The organism is Roseivivax marinus, from assembly GCF_900109705.1.
GTDB classification, from domain to species: Bacteria; Pseudomonadota; Alphaproteobacteria; order Rhodobacterales; family Rhodobacteraceae; genus Roseivivax; species Roseivivax marinus.
In genome coordinates, this window is record NZ_FOAI01000009.1 from 1 (window position 1) to 15,385 (window position 15,385).

Genomic DNA, 15,385 nt, shown 5'->3' on the forward strand with positions numbered 1-15,385 from the left:
GACGTGACCGGCACCGTGACGCTGCCCGAGGGCACCGAGATGGTCATGCCGGGCGACAACCTGAAGTTCGGCGTCGAGCTGATCGCGCCGATCGCGATGGAAGACGGCCTGCGCTTCGCCATCCGCGAAGGCGGCCGCACCGTCGGCTCGGGCGTGGTCTCCAAGATCATCGAGTGATCGGGTAACCGGTCTCTCGATGCCCCGGGCAACGTTCCGGGGCACCCCTCCGCCGCCGTCGCGTCCTTCGGAACGCGGCGCCGGTGTAAAAAGAATACGGGCCGACGGCCCGGCCAGGCCCCGGATCACGTCCGGGGCCACGCCGGTCCGGAGGTCCGATGCGGGTTCGACGAAGGGGCAGGGTGGTCTTGCTCCCTCCTCTCAACTCTCACCTGACCGATGAAGGCCAGAGACATGCAAAGCCAGAACATTCGCATCCGGCTCAAGGCGTTCGATTACCGCGTGCTGGATGCCAGCACGCAGGAGATCGTGAACACCGCCAAGCGGACCGGTGCCGACGTGCGCGGGCCGATCCCGCTGCCGAACAAGATCGAGCGGTTCACCGTCCTGCGTGGTCCCCACGTGAACAAGAAGTCGCGCGACCAGTGGGAGATCCGGACCCACAAGCGCCTTCTCGACATTGTCGATCCGACCCCGCAGACCGTGGACGCGCTGATGAAGCTCGACCTCGCTGCCGGCGTCGACGTCGAAATCAAGGTGTAAAGGAGGGCAATGACCATGCGCTCTGGTATCATCGCAAAGAAGGTCGGGATGACCCGGATCTTCCAGGACGACGGGAAGCAAGTCCCCGTGACCGTCCTGCAACTCGACAAGCTTCAGGTCGTCGCACAGCGCACCGTCGACGCACACGGCTACTCGGCCGTGCAGCTCGGCTGCGGCACGATCAAGGCCAAGAACGTCTCCAAGCCCATGCGCGGCCACTTCGCGATCGCGAAGGTCGAGCCCAAGCGCAAGGTCGCGGAGTTCCGCGTCGCGCCCGAGAACCTGATCGAGGTCGGTGAGGAAATCACCGCCGACCACTACTTCGAAGGTCAGTTCGTGGACGTGTCCGGCACCTCGATCGGTAAAGGCTTCGCCGGCCCGATGAAGCGCCACAACTTCGGCGGTCTGCGGGCGTCGCACGGTGTGTCGATCTCGCACCGTTCGCACGGCTCCACCGGCCAGTGTCAGGACCCCGGCAAGGTGTTCAAGGGCAAGAAGATGGCCGGCCACATGGGCGCTGCCCGGGTGACCACGCAGAACCTGCAGGTCGTGAAGACGGACGCGGATCGCGGCCTCATCATGATCAAGGGTGCGGTTCCCGGCGCCAAGGGCGGCTGGGTGACGATCAAGGACGCGGTCAAGAAACCGACGCCCGAGAACATCATCCTGCCCGCGGCCCTGAAGTCGGCTGCCGACGAGGCCAAGCGCCTCGCCGAGGAAGCCGCCAAGCAGGCCGAGGAAGAGGCCCGCGCTGCAGAGGAGGCCCGCCTCGCGGAGGAAGCCGCCCAGCAGGAGCAGGCGCTGAAGGAAGCCGAGGCCGAAATCTCCGAAGAGTCGGCCGAGACCGACAACTCGGACGCCGAGAAGAAGGACGGTGAGGCATGAAACTCGACGTGATCAAACTGGACGGCGAGACCGCCGGGTCGGTGGATCTCGCGGACGAGATCTACGATCTCGAGCCGCGCGCCGACATCCTGCACCGTGTCGTGCGCTGGCAGCGCAACAAGGCGATGCAGGGCACCCACTCGACGCTGGGTCGCTCGGAGGTCAGCTACTCGACCAAGAAGATCTACCGCCAGAAGGGCACCGGTGGCGCACGCCACGGCGACCGCGGCGCGCCGATCTTCCGGAAGGGCGGCATCTACAAGGGCCCGAAGCCGCGCAGCCACGCGCACGACCTTCCCAAGAAGGTTCGTCAGCTCGGCCTCAAGCACGCGCTGTCCTCGAAGGCCCGCGCCGGCAACCTGGTCGTGATCGACTCGGCCGAGACCGACGGCAAGACCAAGTCGCTCGCCAAGGCGATCAAGGATCTGGGCTGGAAGCGTGCGCTGGTCATCGACGGCGCCGAGGTCAATGACGGCTTCGCCCGTGCCGCGGCGAACATCGACGGTCTGGACGTCCTGCCGTCGATGGGCGCGAACGTCTACGACATCCTCAAGCGGGACACCCTGGTGATCACCCGCGCGGGGATCGAAGCTCTGGAGGCTCGTCTGAAATGAGCGCGAAGGCAGAACATTACGACGTGATCCGCCGCCCGGTCATCACCGAGAAGTCGACCATGACGTCCGAGGACAACGGCGTCGTCTTCGAGGTGGCGATGGACTCGACCAAGCCGCAGATCCGCGACGCGGTCGAGGCTCTGTTCGGCGTCAAGGTGAAGGCGGTCAACACGCTGATCCACAAGGGCAAGGTGAAGCGCTTCCGCGGCCAGAAGGGCCGTCGCGCCGACACCAAGAAGGCCTATGTGACGCTCGTCGAGGGCAACACCATCGACGTGACCACCGGTCTCTGATCTGGCCCCTCGGGGCTGATGGACCCGGGCGGCCCCTGCAGCGATGCGGGGGCCGTCCTGCTTCTGACGAAGGCCCGCCGCGGGCAATTGTCACGCGTCGGCCCGCCGGTTCGACCGGACCGCGACATCCCCTCTGGACGTGTCGCTGCCGCCGCGTTAGAAGCCCCCGATCGCGCGGCCCGGGATTCGCTCCCGGGCCGCGCGACCATTCTACCACCGGGGACCTTCGGGGCCCTACATCCGACGACCGGGTTCGCCCGGTCCGAACATAGGCGGGGCGCCCATCCGGGGCCGCTTCGCCGTCTGCAAACGGAAGACAGAAAGCATGGCACTCAAGTCGTACAAGCCGACGACGCCGGGCCAGCGCGGGCTGGTGCTGATCGACCGTTCGGAGCTGTGGAAAGGACGTCCGGTCAAGTCCCTCACCGAGGGTCTGACCAAGAAGGGCGGCCGCAACAACACCGGACGGATTACCGCGCGTCGTCGCGGCGGCGGGGCAAAGCGCCTCTACCGGATCGTCGATTTCAAGCGCAACAAGTTCGACGTCAACGGCACCGTGGCGCGGATCGAATACGATCCCAACCGCACCGCCTTCATCGCGCTCGTCCAGTATGACGACGGCGAACAGGCCTACATCCTCGCGCCCCAGCGCCTCGCCATCGGCGATCGCGTGGTTTCGGGCTCGCGCGTGGACATCAAGCCCGGCAACGCGATGCCGTTCTCGGGCATGCCGATCGGCACGATCGTTCACAACATCGAGCTGAAGCCCGGCAAGGGCGGTCAGATCGCACGCGCCGCGGGCACCTACGCCCAGTTCGTCGGCCGGGACGGTGGCTACGCCCAGATCCGCCTGTCCTCGGGCGAGCTTCGCCTCGTGCGCCAGGAATGCATGGCGACGGTCGGCGCGGTCTCGAACCCCGACAACTCGAACCAGAACTTCGGCAAGGCCGGCCGTATGCGCCACCTTGGCAAGCGTCCGTCGGTTCGCGGTGTCGTGATGAACCCGATCGACCACCCGCACGGTGGTGGTGAGGGCCGGACCTCGGGTGGTCGTCACCCGGTCAGCCCGTGGGGCAAGCCGACCAAGGGTCACCGTACGCGGGACACCAACAAGGCTTCGCAGAAGCTCATCATTCGCTCGCGTCACGCTCGGAAGAAGGGTCGCTAACACATGACACGTTCCGTCTGGAAGGGTCCTTTCGTCGACGCCTACGTCCTGAAGAAGGCCGAGGCATCGCGCGAGTCGGGCCGCAACGAAGTCATCAAGATCTGGTCGCGCCGGTCGACCATCCTGCCGCAGTTCGTCGGTCTCACCTTCGGCGTCTACAACGGCCACAAGCATGTGCCCGTCAACGTCACCGAGGACATGATCGGCCAGAAGTTCGGTGAATACTCGCCCACCCGCACCTACTACGGGCACGCGGCGGACAAGAAAGCGAAGAGGAAATAAGCCATGGGCAAGGATAAGAATCCCCGCCGCGTGGCGGATAACGAGGCGATGGCGAAGCTGCGCATGCTCCGCACCTCGCCGCAGAAGCTGAACCTCGTCGCGGCGCTCATTCGTGGCAAGAAGGTGGATCGTGCCCTGAACGACCTGACCTTCTCGAAGAAGCGTATCGCCGAGGACGTCCGCAAGTGCCTTCAGTCGGCCATCGCGAACGCCGAGAACAACCACGGTCTCGACGTCGACGAACTGATCGTCGCAGAGGCCTATGTCGGCAAGAACCTGGTCATGAAGCGCGGGCGTCCCCGGGCACGTGGCCGCTTCGGCCGCATTCTCAAGCCGTTCTCGGAAATCACCATCAAGGTGCGTCAGGTCGAGGAGCAAGCCTAATGGGTAACAAGACCAATCCGATCGGGATGCGCCTCCAGGTCAACCGCACCTGGGACAGCCGCTGGTATGCCGACACCAAGGACTACGGCAACCTGCTGCTGGAAGACCTGCGCATCCGCGAGTTCATCCACGAAGAGTGCAAGCAGGCGGGCGTCGCCCGCGTGATCATCGAGCGTCCGCACAAGAAGTGCCGCGTCACGGTGCACGCAGCGCGTCCGGGCGTCATCATCGGCAAGAAGGGCGCGGACATCGAGACGCTCCGCAAGAAGCTTGCCTCGATGACCGCATCCGAGCTGCACCTCAACATCGTCGAGGTCCGCAAGCCCGAGCTCGACGCGCGCCTCGTGGGCGAGAACATCGCCCAGCAGCTCGAGCGCCGGGTGTCGTTCCGCCGTGCCATGAAGCGCTCGGTGCAGAACGCCATGCGCATGGGCGCCCAGGGCATCCGTGTGAACGTGTCGGGCCGTCTCGGCGGCGCCGAGATCGCACGGACCGAGTGGTACCGCGAAGGCCGCGTACCGCTGCACACGCTGCGTGCCGACATCGACCACGCGAATGTCGAGGCGGTCACGCCCTACGGCATCATCGGGATCAAGGTCTGGATCTTCAAAGGCGAGATCATGGAGCACGATCCCCAGGCACGCGATCGCAAGTCGCAGGAAATCCAGGACGGACCCGCACCGCGTGGCGGCCCCGGCCGTCGGTAAGGAGGGCTGAGACATGCTTCAACCTAAGCGTACCAAGTACCGCAAGCAGCAGAAGGGCCGGATCAAGGGCGAAGCCAAGGGCGGCTCCGACCTGAACTTCGGCACCTTCGGCCTGAAGGCGACCCAGCCCGAGCGCGTCACCGCGCGCCAAATCGAGGCAGCTCGTCGTGCCATGACGCGTCACATGAAGCGTCAGGGCCGTGTCTGGATCCGCATCTTCCCGGACGTGCCCGTGTCGGCCAAGCCGATCGAGGTCCGGATGGGTAAAGGTAAGGGTTCGGTCGACCGCTGGGCCTGCAAGGTCAAGCCGGGCCGCGTGATGTTCGAGATCGACGGCGTGGGTGAGGAAGTGGCGCGCGAGGCGCTGCGCCTGGCCTCCATGAAGCTGCCGATCAAGACCCGCGTCGTTCAGCGCGAAGACTGGTAAGGGATCGCGGCGGACATTAGGTGTTCGCCCGACGGGGCCCCCGGTGGAAACGCCGGGGGCCCTTTTCTGTCTGACGGGGGACGCGATGCAACTCTACACCGTTCGGTTCCGCGGCACCGGCGTGCCGGTTGTGACGCCCGAGGGTGCCGCGCGGGCGTTCGAGGTGTCCGTGACGCTCAATGCCACCGGCGAGGAGGCGGCCGAGGCGCGGGCGCGGCTCGACGTCTACCGCGAATGGACGTCGCGGGGCTGGGGCGCAGAGGCGAGCGGCGCGCTGCCCGACCTCGCGGTGCTCGCGCTCGAACGTGTGTCATCGCTGCGCGCGCCGTTCACCGCCAAGGGCGTGGGCGACATCGTGCCCCTCCACGACGGCTGACGCACCCCGTTCCGTTCGGCGCGGCCCTGCGCTAGGGAGGCGGCAACCGCCAGCCAGCCCGGAGAGCCCCCATGGCCGACATCCGCTCCCTCTTCGCGACCCGCCTCTACCGCGCGCGCCTGTCCGATTTCGATCCGCAGGTGGACGCGCGCGAACTCGAAGCGTCGTGCCTGTCCATCGCCGAGGACGACGAGGCCGGCCAGGACTGGTGCAAGGAGAACGGGTATCCCGGCTACACCTCCTATGCCTCGCTGACCGATTTGCCGTGGCGCTTCCCGATCTTCGCCGACGTGGTGAAGGCGCTCGACAAGCACGTGATGGCGTTCGCCGAAGACCTTCAACTCGATCTGGGCGAGAAGGGCCTCCGGCTCGAGGATATCTGGATCAACGTGCTGCCCGAGGGCGGCAGCCACGGCAGCCACATCCACCCGCATTCGGTGATCTCGGGCACGACCTACGTGGCGATGCCCGATGGCACCAGCGCGCTCAAGCTCGAGGACCCGCGCCTGCCGATGATGATGGCCGCGCCGACGCGCGAAAAGGACTGCCGCGAAGAGCTCAAGAGCTTCGTCTATGTGGCCCCTCAGGCGGGGGACGTGATGCTGTGGGAAAGCTGGCTGCGCCACGAGGTGCCGATGAACATGGCCGAGGACGACCGCATCAGCGTCTCTTTCAACTATGCATGGGAATAAGGCGCCCTGATGCAGCGGTGCGCGCACGCGGATTAACCTTCGGGCGCGGCGCTTAGTCCGTTTTGAGATTTCGGCAAGCTTCCGTAGCATAATTTTCACGAGGGATCGTGAAGGTGTTACGGAGGGTATCCGATGATGAGTGTTTCGAAGGGACTGGCCGTTATCGCGGCAGGATTGGCCCTGTCGCCCGTGGCGGCAGTGGCTCAGAACATCGAGTGGATCAACGCGGTGGCCGTGATCGCCGAGGACCGCGAGGGGATGGAGTTGCACCTGCGCGCCGACGAGGTGACCGATGACCTCTCGCGCGCCCGCGTCATGCGCGGGATCTGCGACCATTTCCTCCCGTCCGCCGTGCCGCTCATCAAGGAACTGACCAAGGTGCAGGAGCCGGACTTCGTGAAGGTGCGGATCACTACCCGCGCGTGGGAACAGGTCCTGGGTGCCGGCGGCCGGTGGGAGGCTACGTTCGCCATCGAGAACGCGACCTGCGGCGATGAGGATATCGCCAGCCGTCGCACCATGTCGCCTTCGGCGCTCCACTTGCGCTAAAGTCAGGGGCAGGGGGCTCGAACTGGCCCCCCTCCTCACGGTGCCGCTCGAACGTCGCGTGCCGCGAAGAGGCTAGGTGGGACCGTCGTTGCGGCCCGTCTGCCGGCATCGTCGCGCCCGCGCGCGACGTGCCGGCAATCGAGTCTTGCGTTCTTCTCCTTATCCGTCTAATGGGGCCGCTCATCCACGGACTCCACCGGAATCAGGGTGACCCTCGCGCATAGGGCAGGGGCCCTCCGGTGATGTTGAGAAGAAAGGGGCGACATGAACGCCAGCGAACTCCGTGACAAGACCCCGGATCAGCTCCGGGATCAGCTTGTCCAGCTCAAGAAGGAGGCCTTCAACCTCCGCTTCCAGCAGGCCACCGGCCAGATGGAAAATACCGCGCGCATGCGCACGGTCCGCCGCGACGTGGCGCGGATCAAGACCGTCCTGAACGAAAAGGCCGCGTCCGCGGCCGCGACCGAGTAAGAGGAAACGACACATGCCCAAGCGCATCCTGCAAGGCACCGTGACCTCGACCGCCAACGCACAGACGGTGACGGTCTCGGTCGAACGCCGCTTCAAGCACCCGGTGCTTCAGAAGACGATCAAGAAGTCGAAGAAGTACCGTGCCCATGACGAGGACAACAGCACCCAGGTCGGTGCCTCGGTCCTCATCCGCGAATGTGCGCCGAAGTCCAAGACCAAGCGGTGGGAAGTGATGACCCCCGCGATGATCGAGGAGCAGAAGGCCCAGCACGAAGAGCTTGCCCGGATGGAGCGCGAACGCGCCGAAGCCAAGCAGGCCGAAGCCCAAGGCGCCGAGTGACGGTGCCGACCGCGTCCCCAGCGGGGGCCCGGACTTTTCAGTCGAAACCCCGGAGAGTTAACGAGAACAGCTCCGGAAGGTCGGGAGAAACCACATGATCCAGATGCAGACCAATCTGGATGTCGCTGACAATTCGGGCGCCCGAAAAGTTCAGTGCATCAAGGTTCTGGGTGGCTCCAAGCGCAAGTACGCATCCGTGGGCGACATCATCGTCGTCTCGGTCAAGGAAGCCATCCCGCGCGGTCGCGTGAAGAAGGGCGACGTCCGCAAGGCTGTCGTCGTGCGCACCGCCAAGGAGGTCCGCCGTGAGGACGGGACCGCCATCCGTTTTGATCGCAATGCCGCGGTGATCCTCAACAACTCGGGCGAGCCTGTCGGCACCCGTATCTTCGGCCCCGTCGTGCGCGAGCTCCGGGCGAAAAACTTCATGAAGATCATCTCGCTGGCCCCGGAGGTGCTCTGATGGCTGCGAAACTCAAGAAGGGTGACAAGGTCGTCGTCCTTGCCGGCAAGGACAAGGGCAAGGAAGGTACGATCCAGCAGGTCATGCCGAAGGAAGGCAAGGCCGTGGTCGAGGGCGTCAACATGGCGATTCGCCACCAGCGCCAGACCCAGTCGAACCAGGGCGGGCGCCAGCCCAAGGCTCTGCCGATCGACATCTCGAACCTCGCCTTCGTCGACGCCAAAGGCAAGCCGACCCGCGTGGGCTTCCGCATGGAAGGCGACAAGAAGGTCCGCTTCGCCAAGACCACGGGGGACGTGATCGATGCTTGATACCGCGAACTACACCCCGCGTCTGCGTCAGCAGTTCCGCGAAGAGATCCGCGCCAAGCTCAAGGAAGAGTTCGGCTACACGAACGACATGCAGATCCCGCGTCTGGACAAGATCGTGCTCAACATCGGCTGTGGTGCCGAGGCGGTGCGCGATTCCAAGAAGGCGAAATCGGCTCAGGAAGACCTGACCAAGATCGCCGGCCAGCACGCCGTGGTGACCAAGGCGAAGAAGTCGATCGCAGGCTTCCGCGTCCGCGAAGAAATGCCGCTCGGTGCGAAGGTGACCCTGCGCGGTGACCGGATGTACGAATTTCTCGACCGGCTGATCACCATCGCGATGCCGCGCATCCGCGACTTCCGCGGCGTGAAGCCCAGCTTCGACGGCCGCGGCAACTTCGCGATGGGTCTGAAGGAGCACATCGTCTTCCCCGAGATCGAGTTCGACAAGGTCGACGAGGTCTGGGGCATGGACATCATCATCGCCACCACGGCGAAGACCGATGCCGAAGGCAAGGCGCTGCTGAAGAACTTCAACATGCCGTTCACGAGCTGAAGGGAAACGAGACATGGCTAAGAAATCCATGGTCGAACGTCAGAAGAAGCGTGAGCGGCTCGTTGCACAATACGCCGCCAAGCGCGCTTCTCTGAAAGAGATCGCAAACGACGAAGCGAAGCCGATGGAAGAGCGGTTCAAGGCACGCCTGAAGCTGGCGCAGCTGCCCCGCAATTCCTCGCCGACGCGTCTGAACAACCGCTGTCAGCTGACGGGGCGTCCGCACGCCTATTACCGCAAGCTGAAGATCAGCCGGATCATGCTGCGCGACCTGGGCAACCAGGGTCTGCTGCCCGGCATGGTCAAGTCGAGCTGGTAAGGAGGGGCTGACATGAACGATCCTATCGGCGATATGCTCACCCGCATCCGCAACGCCGGCATGCGTGGCAAATCCACCGTCTCGACGCCGGCCTCCAAGCTGCGCGCCTGGGTTCTCGACGTGCTCGCGGACGAAGGCTACATCCGCGGCTACGAGAAGATGACCGGCAAGGACGGTCACCCGGCACTGGAAATCTCGCTCAAGTACTACGAGGGCGAGCCGGTGATCCGCGAGCTGAAGCGCGTCTCCAAGCCCGGCCGCCGCGTCTATCTCGGCGTCCAGAACATCCCGCAGGTCCGCCAGGGTCTCGGCATCTCGGTCGTGTCCACGCCCAAGGGCGTGATGAGCGATCACGCTGCCCGTGCCCAGAACGTCGGCGGCGAAGTGCTCTGCACGGTATTCTAAGGAGGACACCTGATGTCTCGTATTGGTAAAAGGCCGGTCGAGCTGCCCTCGGGTGTATCCGCATCCATGTCGGGCCAGACGATCGAGGTGAAGGGGCCGAAAGGCACCCAGACGTTCACCGCGACCGACGACGTGACGATCGCGATCGACGACAGCTCGGTGACCGTGTCGCCGCGCGGCAAGTCGAAGCGGGCGCGCCAGCAGTGGGGCATGACCCGCACGATCGTCGCCAACCTCGTCCACGGGGTCCAGAACACCTTCAAGAAGGAGCTGGAGATCCAGGGCGTGGGTTACCGGGCACAGGTTCAGGGCAACGTCCTGAAGCTGAACCTCGGCCTGTCGCACGACGTCGAATTCCCCATTCCGGAAGGGATCACCATCACCGCGGCGAAGCCGACCGAACTCACCGTCGAAGGCCACGACCTTCAGCAGGTGGGGCAGGTGGCCTCGAACATCCGCGACTGGCGGCGGCCGGAGCCCTACAAGGGCAAAGGCATCCGCTACAAGGGTGAGTACATCTTCCAGAAGGAAGGCAAGAAGAAGTAAGGACGGCGAACATGGCATACGACAAGAGAGTGCAGTTCCTGAAGCGCCGTCTGCGCGTCCGGAACAAGCTGCGCGCGGTGAACGAGGGGCGGATGCGCCTTTCGGTCCACCGTTCCAACAAGAACATCTCGGCGCAGCTGATCGACGACGTGAACGGCGTGACCGTCGCCTCGGCCTCCACGCTCGAGAAAGAGTTCGGCGTGGTCGGCAAGAACTCCGTGGAAGCGGCCGCCAAGATCGGCGCCGCGATCGCGGAGCGGGCCAAGAAGGCCGGCGTCGAGGAAGCCTACTTCGACCGGGGCGGCTTCCTGTTCCACGGCCGCGTGAAGGCGGTTGCGGACGCGGCCCGCGAGGCGGGTCTCAAGATCTGATGGCGGAGGCGGGGCGCGATGCGCGTCCCGCCCTCGCCCGGTTCCGGCGCTTCAGCGCAGGAGCCACGGCGCAGACGGCCCGCGGGCCGTCTCGATGATCGGGGGGCGCCCGCGCTACGGCCCGGGTCCCACTTCGATTGGACCGAGAAGCGGCGCGCAACGCGCCCATGACGGAACAAAGGATGCCTAATGGCAGAACGTGACAACAGACGGGGCGGCCGTCGCGACCGCGACGAAGCGCCCGAATTCGCAGATCGCCTGGTCGCGATCAACCGCGTCTCGAAGACGGTGAAGGGCGGCAAGCGCTTCGGCTTCGCGGCACTCGTCGTCGTGGGCGACCAGAAGGGCCGCGTCGGCTTCGGCAAGGGCAAGGCTAAGGAGGTCCCCGAGGCCATCCGCAAGGCGACCGAGCAGGCCAAGCGCAAGATGATGCGCGTGCCGCTGCGCGAGGGCCGGACCCTGCACCACGACATCGAGGGTCGCCACGGCGCGGGCCGCGTCGTGATGCGCACGGCGCCGCAAGGTACCGGGATCATCGCCGGTGGTCCCATGCGTGCTGTGTTCGAGATGCTCGGCGTCCAGGACGTCGTGGCGAAGTCGAACGGCTCGCAGAACCCCTACAACATGATCCGTGCCACGCTCGAAGGCCTCGGCCGCCTGCAGTCGCCGCGCCACGTCGCGCAGCGTCGCGGCAAGAAGGTCTCGGATATCCTTCCCAAGCGCGAGGAGAACAACCCGCAGGCGGAAGGCGATCACGTGCGCGTGTCGGAGGAGGCGTAACCCATGGCCAAGACCATTGTCGTCAAGCAGATCGGCTCGCCGATCCGCCGCCCCGCCATCCAGCGCCAGACGCTGATCGGCCTCGGGCTGAACAAAATGCACAAGACCCGCGAGCTCGAGGACACCCCCTCGATCCGCGGCATGATCCGCAAGATCCCCCACCTCGTCGAGATCGTCGAAGAGCGGGGCTGAGCCCAGAAAATCTTATTTAAGATTTTTGCGCCCCTTCGGCCTTCCGGCCGGAGGGGTTCTTATTTGTGCTTTACCGTCCTGCGCCGGGAAGCGGCACGATCTTAATTGAGATCGTGCCCGGCGGAGCGCCTCAGATCTGGACGACGATCTTGCCGAAATGCGCGCCCGACTCCTCGTGCCGGAAGGCGTCGGCAAGATCCTGAAGTGGGAATGCCCGGTCGAGGATCGGCTTGAGGCCCGTCGTCTCCATGCCCCTGACCATGTCGGCCTGGTGCGCGCGGCTGCCGACGATCAGCCCCTGCAGGACCTGATGCTTGGCCATCAGCTTGGCTGTGGGGATCTCGCCCGCGCGGCCGGTAAGGACGCCGATCAGGGCCATGTGCCCACCGATCCGGCAGGCCGAGATCGACTGCGCCAGTGTCGCCGGTCCGCCGACCTCGACCACGTGGTCGACGCCACGCCCACCGGTCATCCCGGCGATCGTCTCGCCCCACGTCTCGTCCTCGCTGTAGTTGACCACGGCGTGGGCGCCCAGTTCCCGCAGGCGCTCCGCCTTCTGGTCCGACGAGGTCGTCGCGAAGACCCGGGCGCCCATGGCGCGGGCGATCTGGAGCGCGTAGATGGACACGCCGCCGGTGCCCAGCACCAGCACGTCGTCTCCCGCCTTCAGACCGCCGTCGACCACCAGGGCGCGCCACGCGGTCAGACCGGCCGTGGTGATCGTCGCGGCCTCCTCGTGGCTCCAGCCGATGGGCGACCGGGTGAAGGACGTGGCGGGCGCGACCACGACCTCGCGGGCGAAGCCGTCGATGCCGTCGCCGGGGGTGGTGGTGAAGTCGGCGATGGGCGGCGGTCCGTCGTGCCAGCCGGGGAAGAACGTCGACACCACGGCGTCGCCCGCCGCAAACTCGGTCACGCCGTCGCCCACGGCCTCGACCTCGCCGGCGCCGTCCGACATCGGAATGCGGCCGTCCTCGCTGGGCATGGCGCCCGACACGATGCCGTAATCGTGGAAGTTCAGCGACGAGGCGCGCACCCGCACCCGGATCTCGCCAGGGCCGGGATCGCCGGGGTCGTCCATGTCTGTGAGGGTCAGCTTGTCGAGGCCACCGGGGGCCTTGAGGGTCATGGCTTTCATCTGCCGTCTCCGGTTCCGTGGGAATGGAGGGCAGGTAACCGCGCAGGGCGCGGGTTCAACCGGCCCCGCCCGCATCGGGGCAGGGCCGGTCGGGATCAGGCCGCGCGGCGTCCGCGGCGGGGACGGCGATTGCGGGCGGGCTGGCCGCCTCCGCCGCCGTTGCCACCCCCATTGCCACCGCCGCCGCCCGAGCGGCGCCGACCGCGGCCACCGCCGCCGCCGGGCTTCTTGCCGCGGCCTTCGGACGGGGCACCGGCCCACGGCTCGCCGCCGGCCACGGGGATCGCCTTGCCCATGACCTTCTCGATGTCGCGCAGCTCGCCCATCTCGGCGGGCGCACAAAATGCAACGGCGGCGCCGTCGCGGCCCGCGCGGGCGGTCCGGCCGATGCGGTGGACGTAGTTGTCCGGCACGTTCGGCAGGTCGTAGTTGTAGACGTGGCGCACCTCGGGCACGTCGATGCCGCGCGCGGCCACGTCGGTCGCGACCAGCACGCGCAGGTCACCGGCGCGGAAGCCGCGCAGCGCGCGCTCACGCTGACCCTGGCTCTTGTTGCCGTGCACCGACGCGGCGGAGAAGCCCGCGCGGTCCAGCGTCTTCATCAGCCGCTCGGCCCCGTGCTTGGTGCGCGCGAAGACCAGCGCCGATTCGTCGCGGTGCTTGCTCAGCATGTCGATCAGCAGGCCGGTTTTCTCGGTCTGCTCGATGAAGTGCACGCTCTGCGTGATCTTGTCGGCGGGCTTGCCGGGAGGGGCTGTCTCGATCCGGACCGGGTCGGTCAGGTAGGCGTTCGCGATCTCGGTCATCTGCTTGGGCATGGTGGCCGAGAACAGCATGGTCTGACGCTCGGCCGGCAGCAGAGGCGCGATCTTGCGCAGCGCGTGGATGAAGCCGAGGTCGAGCATCTGGTCCGCCTCGTCGAGGACGAGGAACCGGGTTTCCGACAGCGACACCGAACCGCGGTCTAGCAGGTCGATGAGGCGGCCGGGTGTCGCGACGAGCAGGTCGCAGCCGCGTCCGAGCCGCTGCTCCTGCGGCCGGATCGAGGCGCCGCCCACGACCAGTTCGACCCGGATCTGAGTGCCGGCGGCGTAGGCGCGCAGGTTGTCGAGGATCTGCTTGGCCAGTTCCCGGGTGGGCGCGAGGATCAGGCCGCGCGTGGTCTTGGGCGCGGGCCGGCCCTCCATCCGCATGAGCGCGGAGGTCAGCGGCAGACCGAAGGCCGCGGTCTTGCCGGTTCCGGTCTGGGCAAGGCCCATGACATCGCGGCCGTTCATGGCCTCGGGGATGGCCTTGGTCTGGATCGGGGTCGGGTCGGTGATGCCCATCTCTTCGAGATTGCGGGCGAGGCGGGGCGGCAGCCCCAGCATGTCAAAATCCAAGGGATCGTCCTGTGATGCGACGGCACACCGCGCGCGCCGACGAAAGAAAAAGAGGCGCTGCCGGCGAAAGGGCAGAGCGGTCGCGTTCGGGCTCGCCTGGCGGACGGCACGAAGGGCCGGCTGCAAGCGTCGGACCCCCGCGTGAATTGGGAACCTGTTCGGGATGGTTGCGCTGCGCCTCGGGGATGTCGCATCCCACGTCTACGGGCGGCACCTGCTCACGCGGCAGGTCTGGCGCATGGGTGCAGATAGCCATGTGAACCTTGAAAGTCAATGACCGCCGGTTTGGCTTCCCGCGGAGTGACCCTACGCCCTCTCTCTCAGGTTGCTGACCAGTGCGTCGACAATCCAGATCGCTGTGGTGAGCGGAATATCGGCTTCAAACTGCCCGATCCGATAGCGCTTTCGATGATCCATCCTCTGTAAGGGGTATCGAAACAGGCTCCCGTGTTTTGCGTGTCGCTCGGAAAACCATTGCAGCGCCTTGCGCGGGTCCTCGATGCCTTGTCCGATGTCTGAATTATCCGGGACGCCCATCTCACGAAGCCACCGCTCATCGTCGATACCCATCCGCTTGAAGGGTTCTGCGATGTCGTCTCGCTGACCGCGCAACAGGGTCTTCCAGTTCGACCGGACCCGCTTCGTCACGGATTTCATGAGCTCGGGGTCGTGAAGCTCTAGTTCGTCATAAAGCTTGAGAAGATCGTGACCGAAGACTTTGTTCAGAGTTTCTTCGGAAAACAGACGCATCCTCAACTGCGCCTTCAGTGACAACTCCAAAGCGTGGGCCGCGAGATAGTCCAAGGGCGCGGAAACCCGCGCCGACTGATCCGGAGCGTCTCTGAGAGTGATGGCAGCATCCCGGAAGCTCTCAGCCATGGTGTGGAACCCGATGGCCGCCCCTTTCGATCCAGCGTTTTCGTCGGTCACCTGCTCACGCCTCCAACGTCTTGATCCTATGCCTGAGCGCGTCTATACGCACCCGGCGGTTCCATCCGGGAGCTGCGACTCAATCAC

At 65.8% G+C, this 15,385-nt stretch carries 27 protein-coding genes; 24 read left to right on the forward strand and 3 right to left on the reverse strand.

The window, feature by feature from the left end; all coding sequences use genetic code 11:
- The 24 genes from BMX29_RS12090 to rpmD form a co-directional block, all read left to right on the forward strand.
- Nucleotides 1–177 (forward strand): EF-Tu C-terminal domain-related protein (locus BMX29_RS12090; protein ID WP_483313988.1); only part of this gene is annotated, 177 nt, incomplete at its 5' end.
- Between the two features lie 234 nt (nt 178–411).
- A complete protein-coding gene (gene rpsJ, locus BMX29_RS12095) occupies nt 412–720 on the forward strand; it encodes a 30S ribosomal protein S10 (RefSeq protein WP_043773807.1) in 309 nt (102 codons plus the stop codon).
- 15 nt (nt 721–735) lie between these two features.
- Entirely contained in the window at nt 736–1,605 is an 870-nt protein-coding gene (gene rplC / locus BMX29_RS12100) for a 50S ribosomal protein L3 (protein ID WP_092813458.1), read from the forward strand.
- Complete coding sequence (gene rplD / locus BMX29_RS12105) at nt 1,602–2,219, forward strand: 50S ribosomal protein L4 (protein WP_043845674.1); 618 nt, start codon at nt 1,602–1,604, stop codon at nt 2,217–2,219. Before rplC ends, rplD begins: the two co-directional genes overlap by 4 nt.
- Nucleotides 2,216–2,512 (forward strand): 50S ribosomal protein L23, encoded by a 297-nt coding sequence (locus tag BMX29_RS12110; protein ID WP_043845675.1) that lies wholly within the window; start codon nt 2,216–2,218, stop codon nt 2,510–2,512. The genes rplD and BMX29_RS12110 overlap by 4 nt, the downstream gene beginning before the upstream one ends.
- Before the next feature lie 325 nt (nt 2,513–2,837).
- Nucleotides 2,838–3,680, forward strand: a complete 843-nt coding sequence (gene rplB, locus BMX29_RS12115; protein WP_043845677.1) for a 50S ribosomal protein L2 — start codon at nt 2,838–2,840, stop codon at nt 3,678–3,680.
- 3 nt (nt 3,681–3,683) lie between these two features.
- The gene (rpsS, locus tag BMX29_RS12120; RefSeq protein WP_043845679.1) at nt 3,684–3,962 is read left to right on the forward strand and encodes a 30S ribosomal protein S19; all 279 of its coding nucleotides are present in this window, start codon (nt 3,684–3,686) and stop codon (nt 3,960–3,962) included.
- 3 nt (nt 3,963–3,965) lie between these two features.
- Nucleotides 3,966–4,346, forward strand: a complete 381-nt coding sequence (rplV, locus tag BMX29_RS12125) for a 50S ribosomal protein L22 (protein WP_043845681.1) — start codon at nt 3,966–3,968, stop codon at nt 4,344–4,346.
- A complete protein-coding gene (gene rpsC, locus BMX29_RS12130) occupies nt 4,346–5,053 on the forward strand; it encodes a 30S ribosomal protein S3 (protein WP_043845683.1) in 708 nt (235 codons plus the stop codon). The genes rplV and rpsC overlap by 1 nt, the downstream gene beginning before the upstream one ends.
- Before the next feature lie 13 nt (nt 5,054–5,066).
- Complete coding sequence (gene rplP / locus BMX29_RS12135; RefSeq protein ID WP_043845685.1) at nt 5,067–5,480, forward strand: 50S ribosomal protein L16; 414 nt, start codon at nt 5,067–5,069, stop codon at nt 5,478–5,480.
- Between the two features lie 85 nt (nt 5,481–5,565).
- Nucleotides 5,566–5,856: a hypothetical protein gene (locus tag BMX29_RS12140; RefSeq protein ID WP_092813176.1), complete on the forward strand. Its 291-nt coding sequence runs from the start codon at nt 5,566–5,568 to the stop codon at nt 5,854–5,856.
- Nucleotides 5,857–5,927: 71 nt separating this feature from the next.
- Nucleotides 5,928–6,548 (forward strand): TIGR02466 family protein, encoded by a 621-nt coding sequence (locus BMX29_RS12145; protein WP_092813179.1) that lies wholly within the window; start codon nt 5,928–5,930, stop codon nt 6,546–6,548.
- A gap of 132 nt (nt 6,549–6,680) precedes the next feature.
- Nucleotides 6,681–7,097, forward strand: coding sequence for a hypothetical protein (locus BMX29_RS12150; RefSeq protein ID WP_092813182.1), 417 nt, complete (start codon nt 6,681–6,683; stop codon nt 7,095–7,097).
- A gap of 264 nt (nt 7,098–7,361) precedes the next feature.
- Entirely contained in the window at nt 7,362–7,568 is a 207-nt protein-coding gene (gene rpmC, locus BMX29_RS12155; RefSeq protein WP_043845692.1) for a 50S ribosomal protein L29, read from the forward strand.
- Nucleotides 7,569–7,581: 13 nt separating this feature from the next.
- Nucleotides 7,582–7,908, forward strand: coding sequence for a 30S ribosomal protein S17 (gene rpsQ / locus BMX29_RS12160; protein WP_043845694.1), 327 nt, complete (start codon nt 7,582–7,584; stop codon nt 7,906–7,908).
- A gap of 94 nt (nt 7,909–8,002) precedes the next feature.
- Nucleotides 8,003–8,371, forward strand: a complete 369-nt coding sequence (rplN, locus tag BMX29_RS12165; protein WP_043845696.1) for a 50S ribosomal protein L14 — start codon at nt 8,003–8,005, stop codon at nt 8,369–8,371.
- Entirely contained in the window at nt 8,371–8,682 is a 312-nt protein-coding gene (rplX, locus tag BMX29_RS12170) for a 50S ribosomal protein L24 (protein WP_092813185.1), read from the forward strand. Before rplN ends, rplX begins: the two co-directional genes overlap by 1 nt.
- The gene (gene rplE, locus BMX29_RS12175; protein ID WP_043845700.1) at nt 8,675–9,235 is read left to right on the forward strand and encodes a 50S ribosomal protein L5; all 561 of its coding nucleotides are present in this window, start codon (nt 8,675–8,677) and stop codon (nt 9,233–9,235) included. Before rplX ends, rplE begins: the two co-directional genes overlap by 8 nt.
- 13 nt (nt 9,236–9,248) lie before the next feature.
- The gene (gene rpsN, locus BMX29_RS12180) at nt 9,249–9,554 is read left to right on the forward strand and encodes a 30S ribosomal protein S14 (RefSeq protein ID WP_043845701.1); all 306 of its coding nucleotides are present in this window, start codon (nt 9,249–9,251) and stop codon (nt 9,552–9,554) included.
- 12 nt (nt 9,555–9,566) lie between these two features.
- Nucleotides 9,567–9,959 carry a 30S ribosomal protein S8 gene (rpsH, locus tag BMX29_RS12185; RefSeq protein WP_092813188.1) on the forward strand — a complete coding sequence of 131 codons (393 nt, stop codon included), beginning with the start codon at nt 9,567–9,569 and terminating at the stop codon, nt 9,957–9,959.
- A gap of 12 nt (nt 9,960–9,971) precedes the next feature.
- On the forward strand, nt 9,972–10,505 hold the full coding sequence (gene rplF, locus BMX29_RS12190; RefSeq protein WP_043845705.1) for a 50S ribosomal protein L6: 534 nt from the start codon (nt 9,972–9,974) through the stop codon (nt 10,503–10,505).
- An 11-nt stretch (nt 10,506–10,516) separates the two neighbouring features.
- Nucleotides 10,517–10,876: a 50S ribosomal protein L18 gene (gene rplR, locus BMX29_RS12195; protein WP_092813190.1), complete on the forward strand. Its 360-nt coding sequence runs from the start codon at nt 10,517–10,519 to the stop codon at nt 10,874–10,876.
- A 189-nt stretch (nt 10,877–11,065) separates the two neighbouring features.
- On the forward strand, nt 11,066–11,656 hold the full coding sequence (gene rpsE, locus BMX29_RS12200; RefSeq protein WP_043845709.1) for a 30S ribosomal protein S5: 591 nt from the start codon (nt 11,066–11,068) through the stop codon (nt 11,654–11,656).
- 3 nt (nt 11,657–11,659) lie between these two features.
- Nucleotides 11,660–11,848, forward strand: a complete 189-nt coding sequence (gene rpmD / locus BMX29_RS12205) for a 50S ribosomal protein L30 (protein ID WP_043845711.1) — start codon at nt 11,660–11,662, stop codon at nt 11,846–11,848.
- A 130-nt stretch (nt 11,849–11,978) separates the two neighbouring features.
- Here the strand turns inward: rpmD and BMX29_RS12210 are convergent, their stop codons facing one another.
- From BMX29_RS12210 to BMX29_RS12220, 3 genes are all read right to left on the reverse strand, one after another.
- Nucleotides 11,979–12,986: a zinc-dependent alcohol dehydrogenase family protein gene (locus BMX29_RS12210; RefSeq protein ID WP_043845712.1), complete on the reverse strand. Its 1,008-nt coding sequence runs from the start codon at nt 12,984–12,986 to the stop codon at nt 11,979–11,981.
- A gap of 95 nt (nt 12,987–13,081) precedes the next feature.
- Nucleotides 13,082–14,356, reverse strand: coding sequence for a DEAD/DEAH box helicase (locus tag BMX29_RS12215; RefSeq protein WP_092813192.1), 1,275 nt, complete (start codon nt 14,354–14,356; stop codon nt 13,082–13,084).
- Nucleotides 14,357–14,674: 318 nt separating this feature from the next.
- The gene (locus BMX29_RS12220) at nt 14,675–15,298 is read right to left on the reverse strand and encodes a hypothetical protein (protein WP_092813194.1); all 624 of its coding nucleotides are present in this window, start codon (nt 15,296–15,298) and stop codon (nt 14,675–14,677) included.
- Nucleotides 15,299–15,385 lie beyond the last annotated feature (87 nt).

Bases quoted from the DNA above. Each gene is read 5' to 3' on its own strand.
- rplB (WP_043845677.1), top strand. From the start codon at position 2,838: ATGGCACTCAAGTCGTACAAGCCGACGACGCCGGGCCAGCGCGGGCTG.
- rplV (WP_043845681.1), top strand. From the start codon at position 3,966: ATGGGCAAGGATAAGAATCCCCGCCGCGTGGCGGATAACGAGGCGATG.
- rplR (WP_092813190.1), top strand. From the start codon at position 10,517: ATGGCATACGACAAGAGAGTGCAGTTCCTGAAGCGCCGTCTGCGCGTC.
- rpsQ (WP_043845694.1), top strand. From the start codon at position 7,582: ATGCCCAAGCGCATCCTGCAAGGCACCGTGACCTCGACCGCCAACGCA.
- rplC (WP_092813458.1), top strand. From the start codon at position 736: ATGCGCTCTGGTATCATCGCAAAGAAGGTCGGGATGACCCGGATCTTC.
- rplN (WP_043845696.1), top strand. From the start codon at position 8,003: ATGATCCAGATGCAGACCAATCTGGATGTCGCTGACAATTCGGGCGCC.
- rpsJ (WP_043773807.1), top strand. From the start codon at position 412: ATGCAAAGCCAGAACATTCGCATCCGGCTCAAGGCGTTCGATTACCGC.
- rpmD (WP_043845711.1), top strand. From the start codon at position 11,660: ATGGCCAAGACCATTGTCGTCAAGCAGATCGGCTCGCCGATCCGCCGC.
- BMX29_RS12140 (WP_092813176.1), top strand. From the start codon at position 5,566: ATGCAACTCTACACCGTTCGGTTCCGCGGCACCGGCGTGCCGGTTGTG.
- BMX29_RS12215 (WP_092813192.1), bottom strand. From the start codon at position 14,356: ATGCTGGGGCTGCCGCCCCGCCTCGCCCGCAATCTCGAAGAGATGGGC.
- BMX29_RS12110 (WP_043845675.1), top strand. From the start codon at position 2,216: ATGAGCGCGAAGGCAGAACATTACGACGTGATCCGCCGCCCGGTCATC.
- rpsH (WP_092813188.1), top strand. From the start codon at position 9,567: ATGAACGATCCTATCGGCGATATGCTCACCCGCATCCGCAACGCCGGC.
- BMX29_RS12150 (WP_092813182.1), top strand. From the start codon at position 6,681: ATGATGAGTGTTTCGAAGGGACTGGCCGTTATCGCGGCAGGATTGGCC.
- rplF (WP_043845705.1), top strand. From the start codon at position 9,972: ATGTCTCGTATTGGTAAAAGGCCGGTCGAGCTGCCCTCGGGTGTATCC.
- rpmC (WP_043845692.1), top strand. From the start codon at position 7,362: ATGAACGCCAGCGAACTCCGTGACAAGACCCCGGATCAGCTCCGGGAT.
- rpsN (WP_043845701.1), top strand. From the start codon at position 9,249: ATGGCTAAGAAATCCATGGTCGAACGTCAGAAGAAGCGTGAGCGGCTC.
- rpsC (WP_043845683.1), top strand. From the start codon at position 4,346: ATGGGTAACAAGACCAATCCGATCGGGATGCGCCTCCAGGTCAACCGC.
- rplD (WP_043845674.1), top strand. From the start codon at position 1,602: ATGAAACTCGACGTGATCAAACTGGACGGCGAGACCGCCGGGTCGGTG.
- rplE (WP_043845700.1), top strand. From the start codon at position 8,675: ATGCTTGATACCGCGAACTACACCCCGCGTCTGCGTCAGCAGTTCCGC.
- BMX29_RS12145 (WP_092813179.1), top strand. From the start codon at position 5,928: ATGGCCGACATCCGCTCCCTCTTCGCGACCCGCCTCTACCGCGCGCGC.
- BMX29_RS12210 (WP_043845712.1), bottom strand. From the start codon at position 12,986: ATGAAAGCCATGACCCTCAAGGCCCCCGGTGGCCTCGACAAGCTGACC.
- rpsS (WP_043845679.1), top strand. From the start codon at position 3,684: ATGACACGTTCCGTCTGGAAGGGTCCTTTCGTCGACGCCTACGTCCTG.
- rpsE (WP_043845709.1), top strand. From the start codon at position 11,066: ATGGCAGAACGTGACAACAGACGGGGCGGCCGTCGCGACCGCGACGAA.
- rplP (WP_043845685.1), top strand. From the start codon at position 5,067: ATGCTTCAACCTAAGCGTACCAAGTACCGCAAGCAGCAGAAGGGCCGG.
- rplX (WP_092813185.1), top strand. From the start codon at position 8,371: ATGGCTGCGAAACTCAAGAAGGGTGACAAGGTCGTCGTCCTTGCCGGC.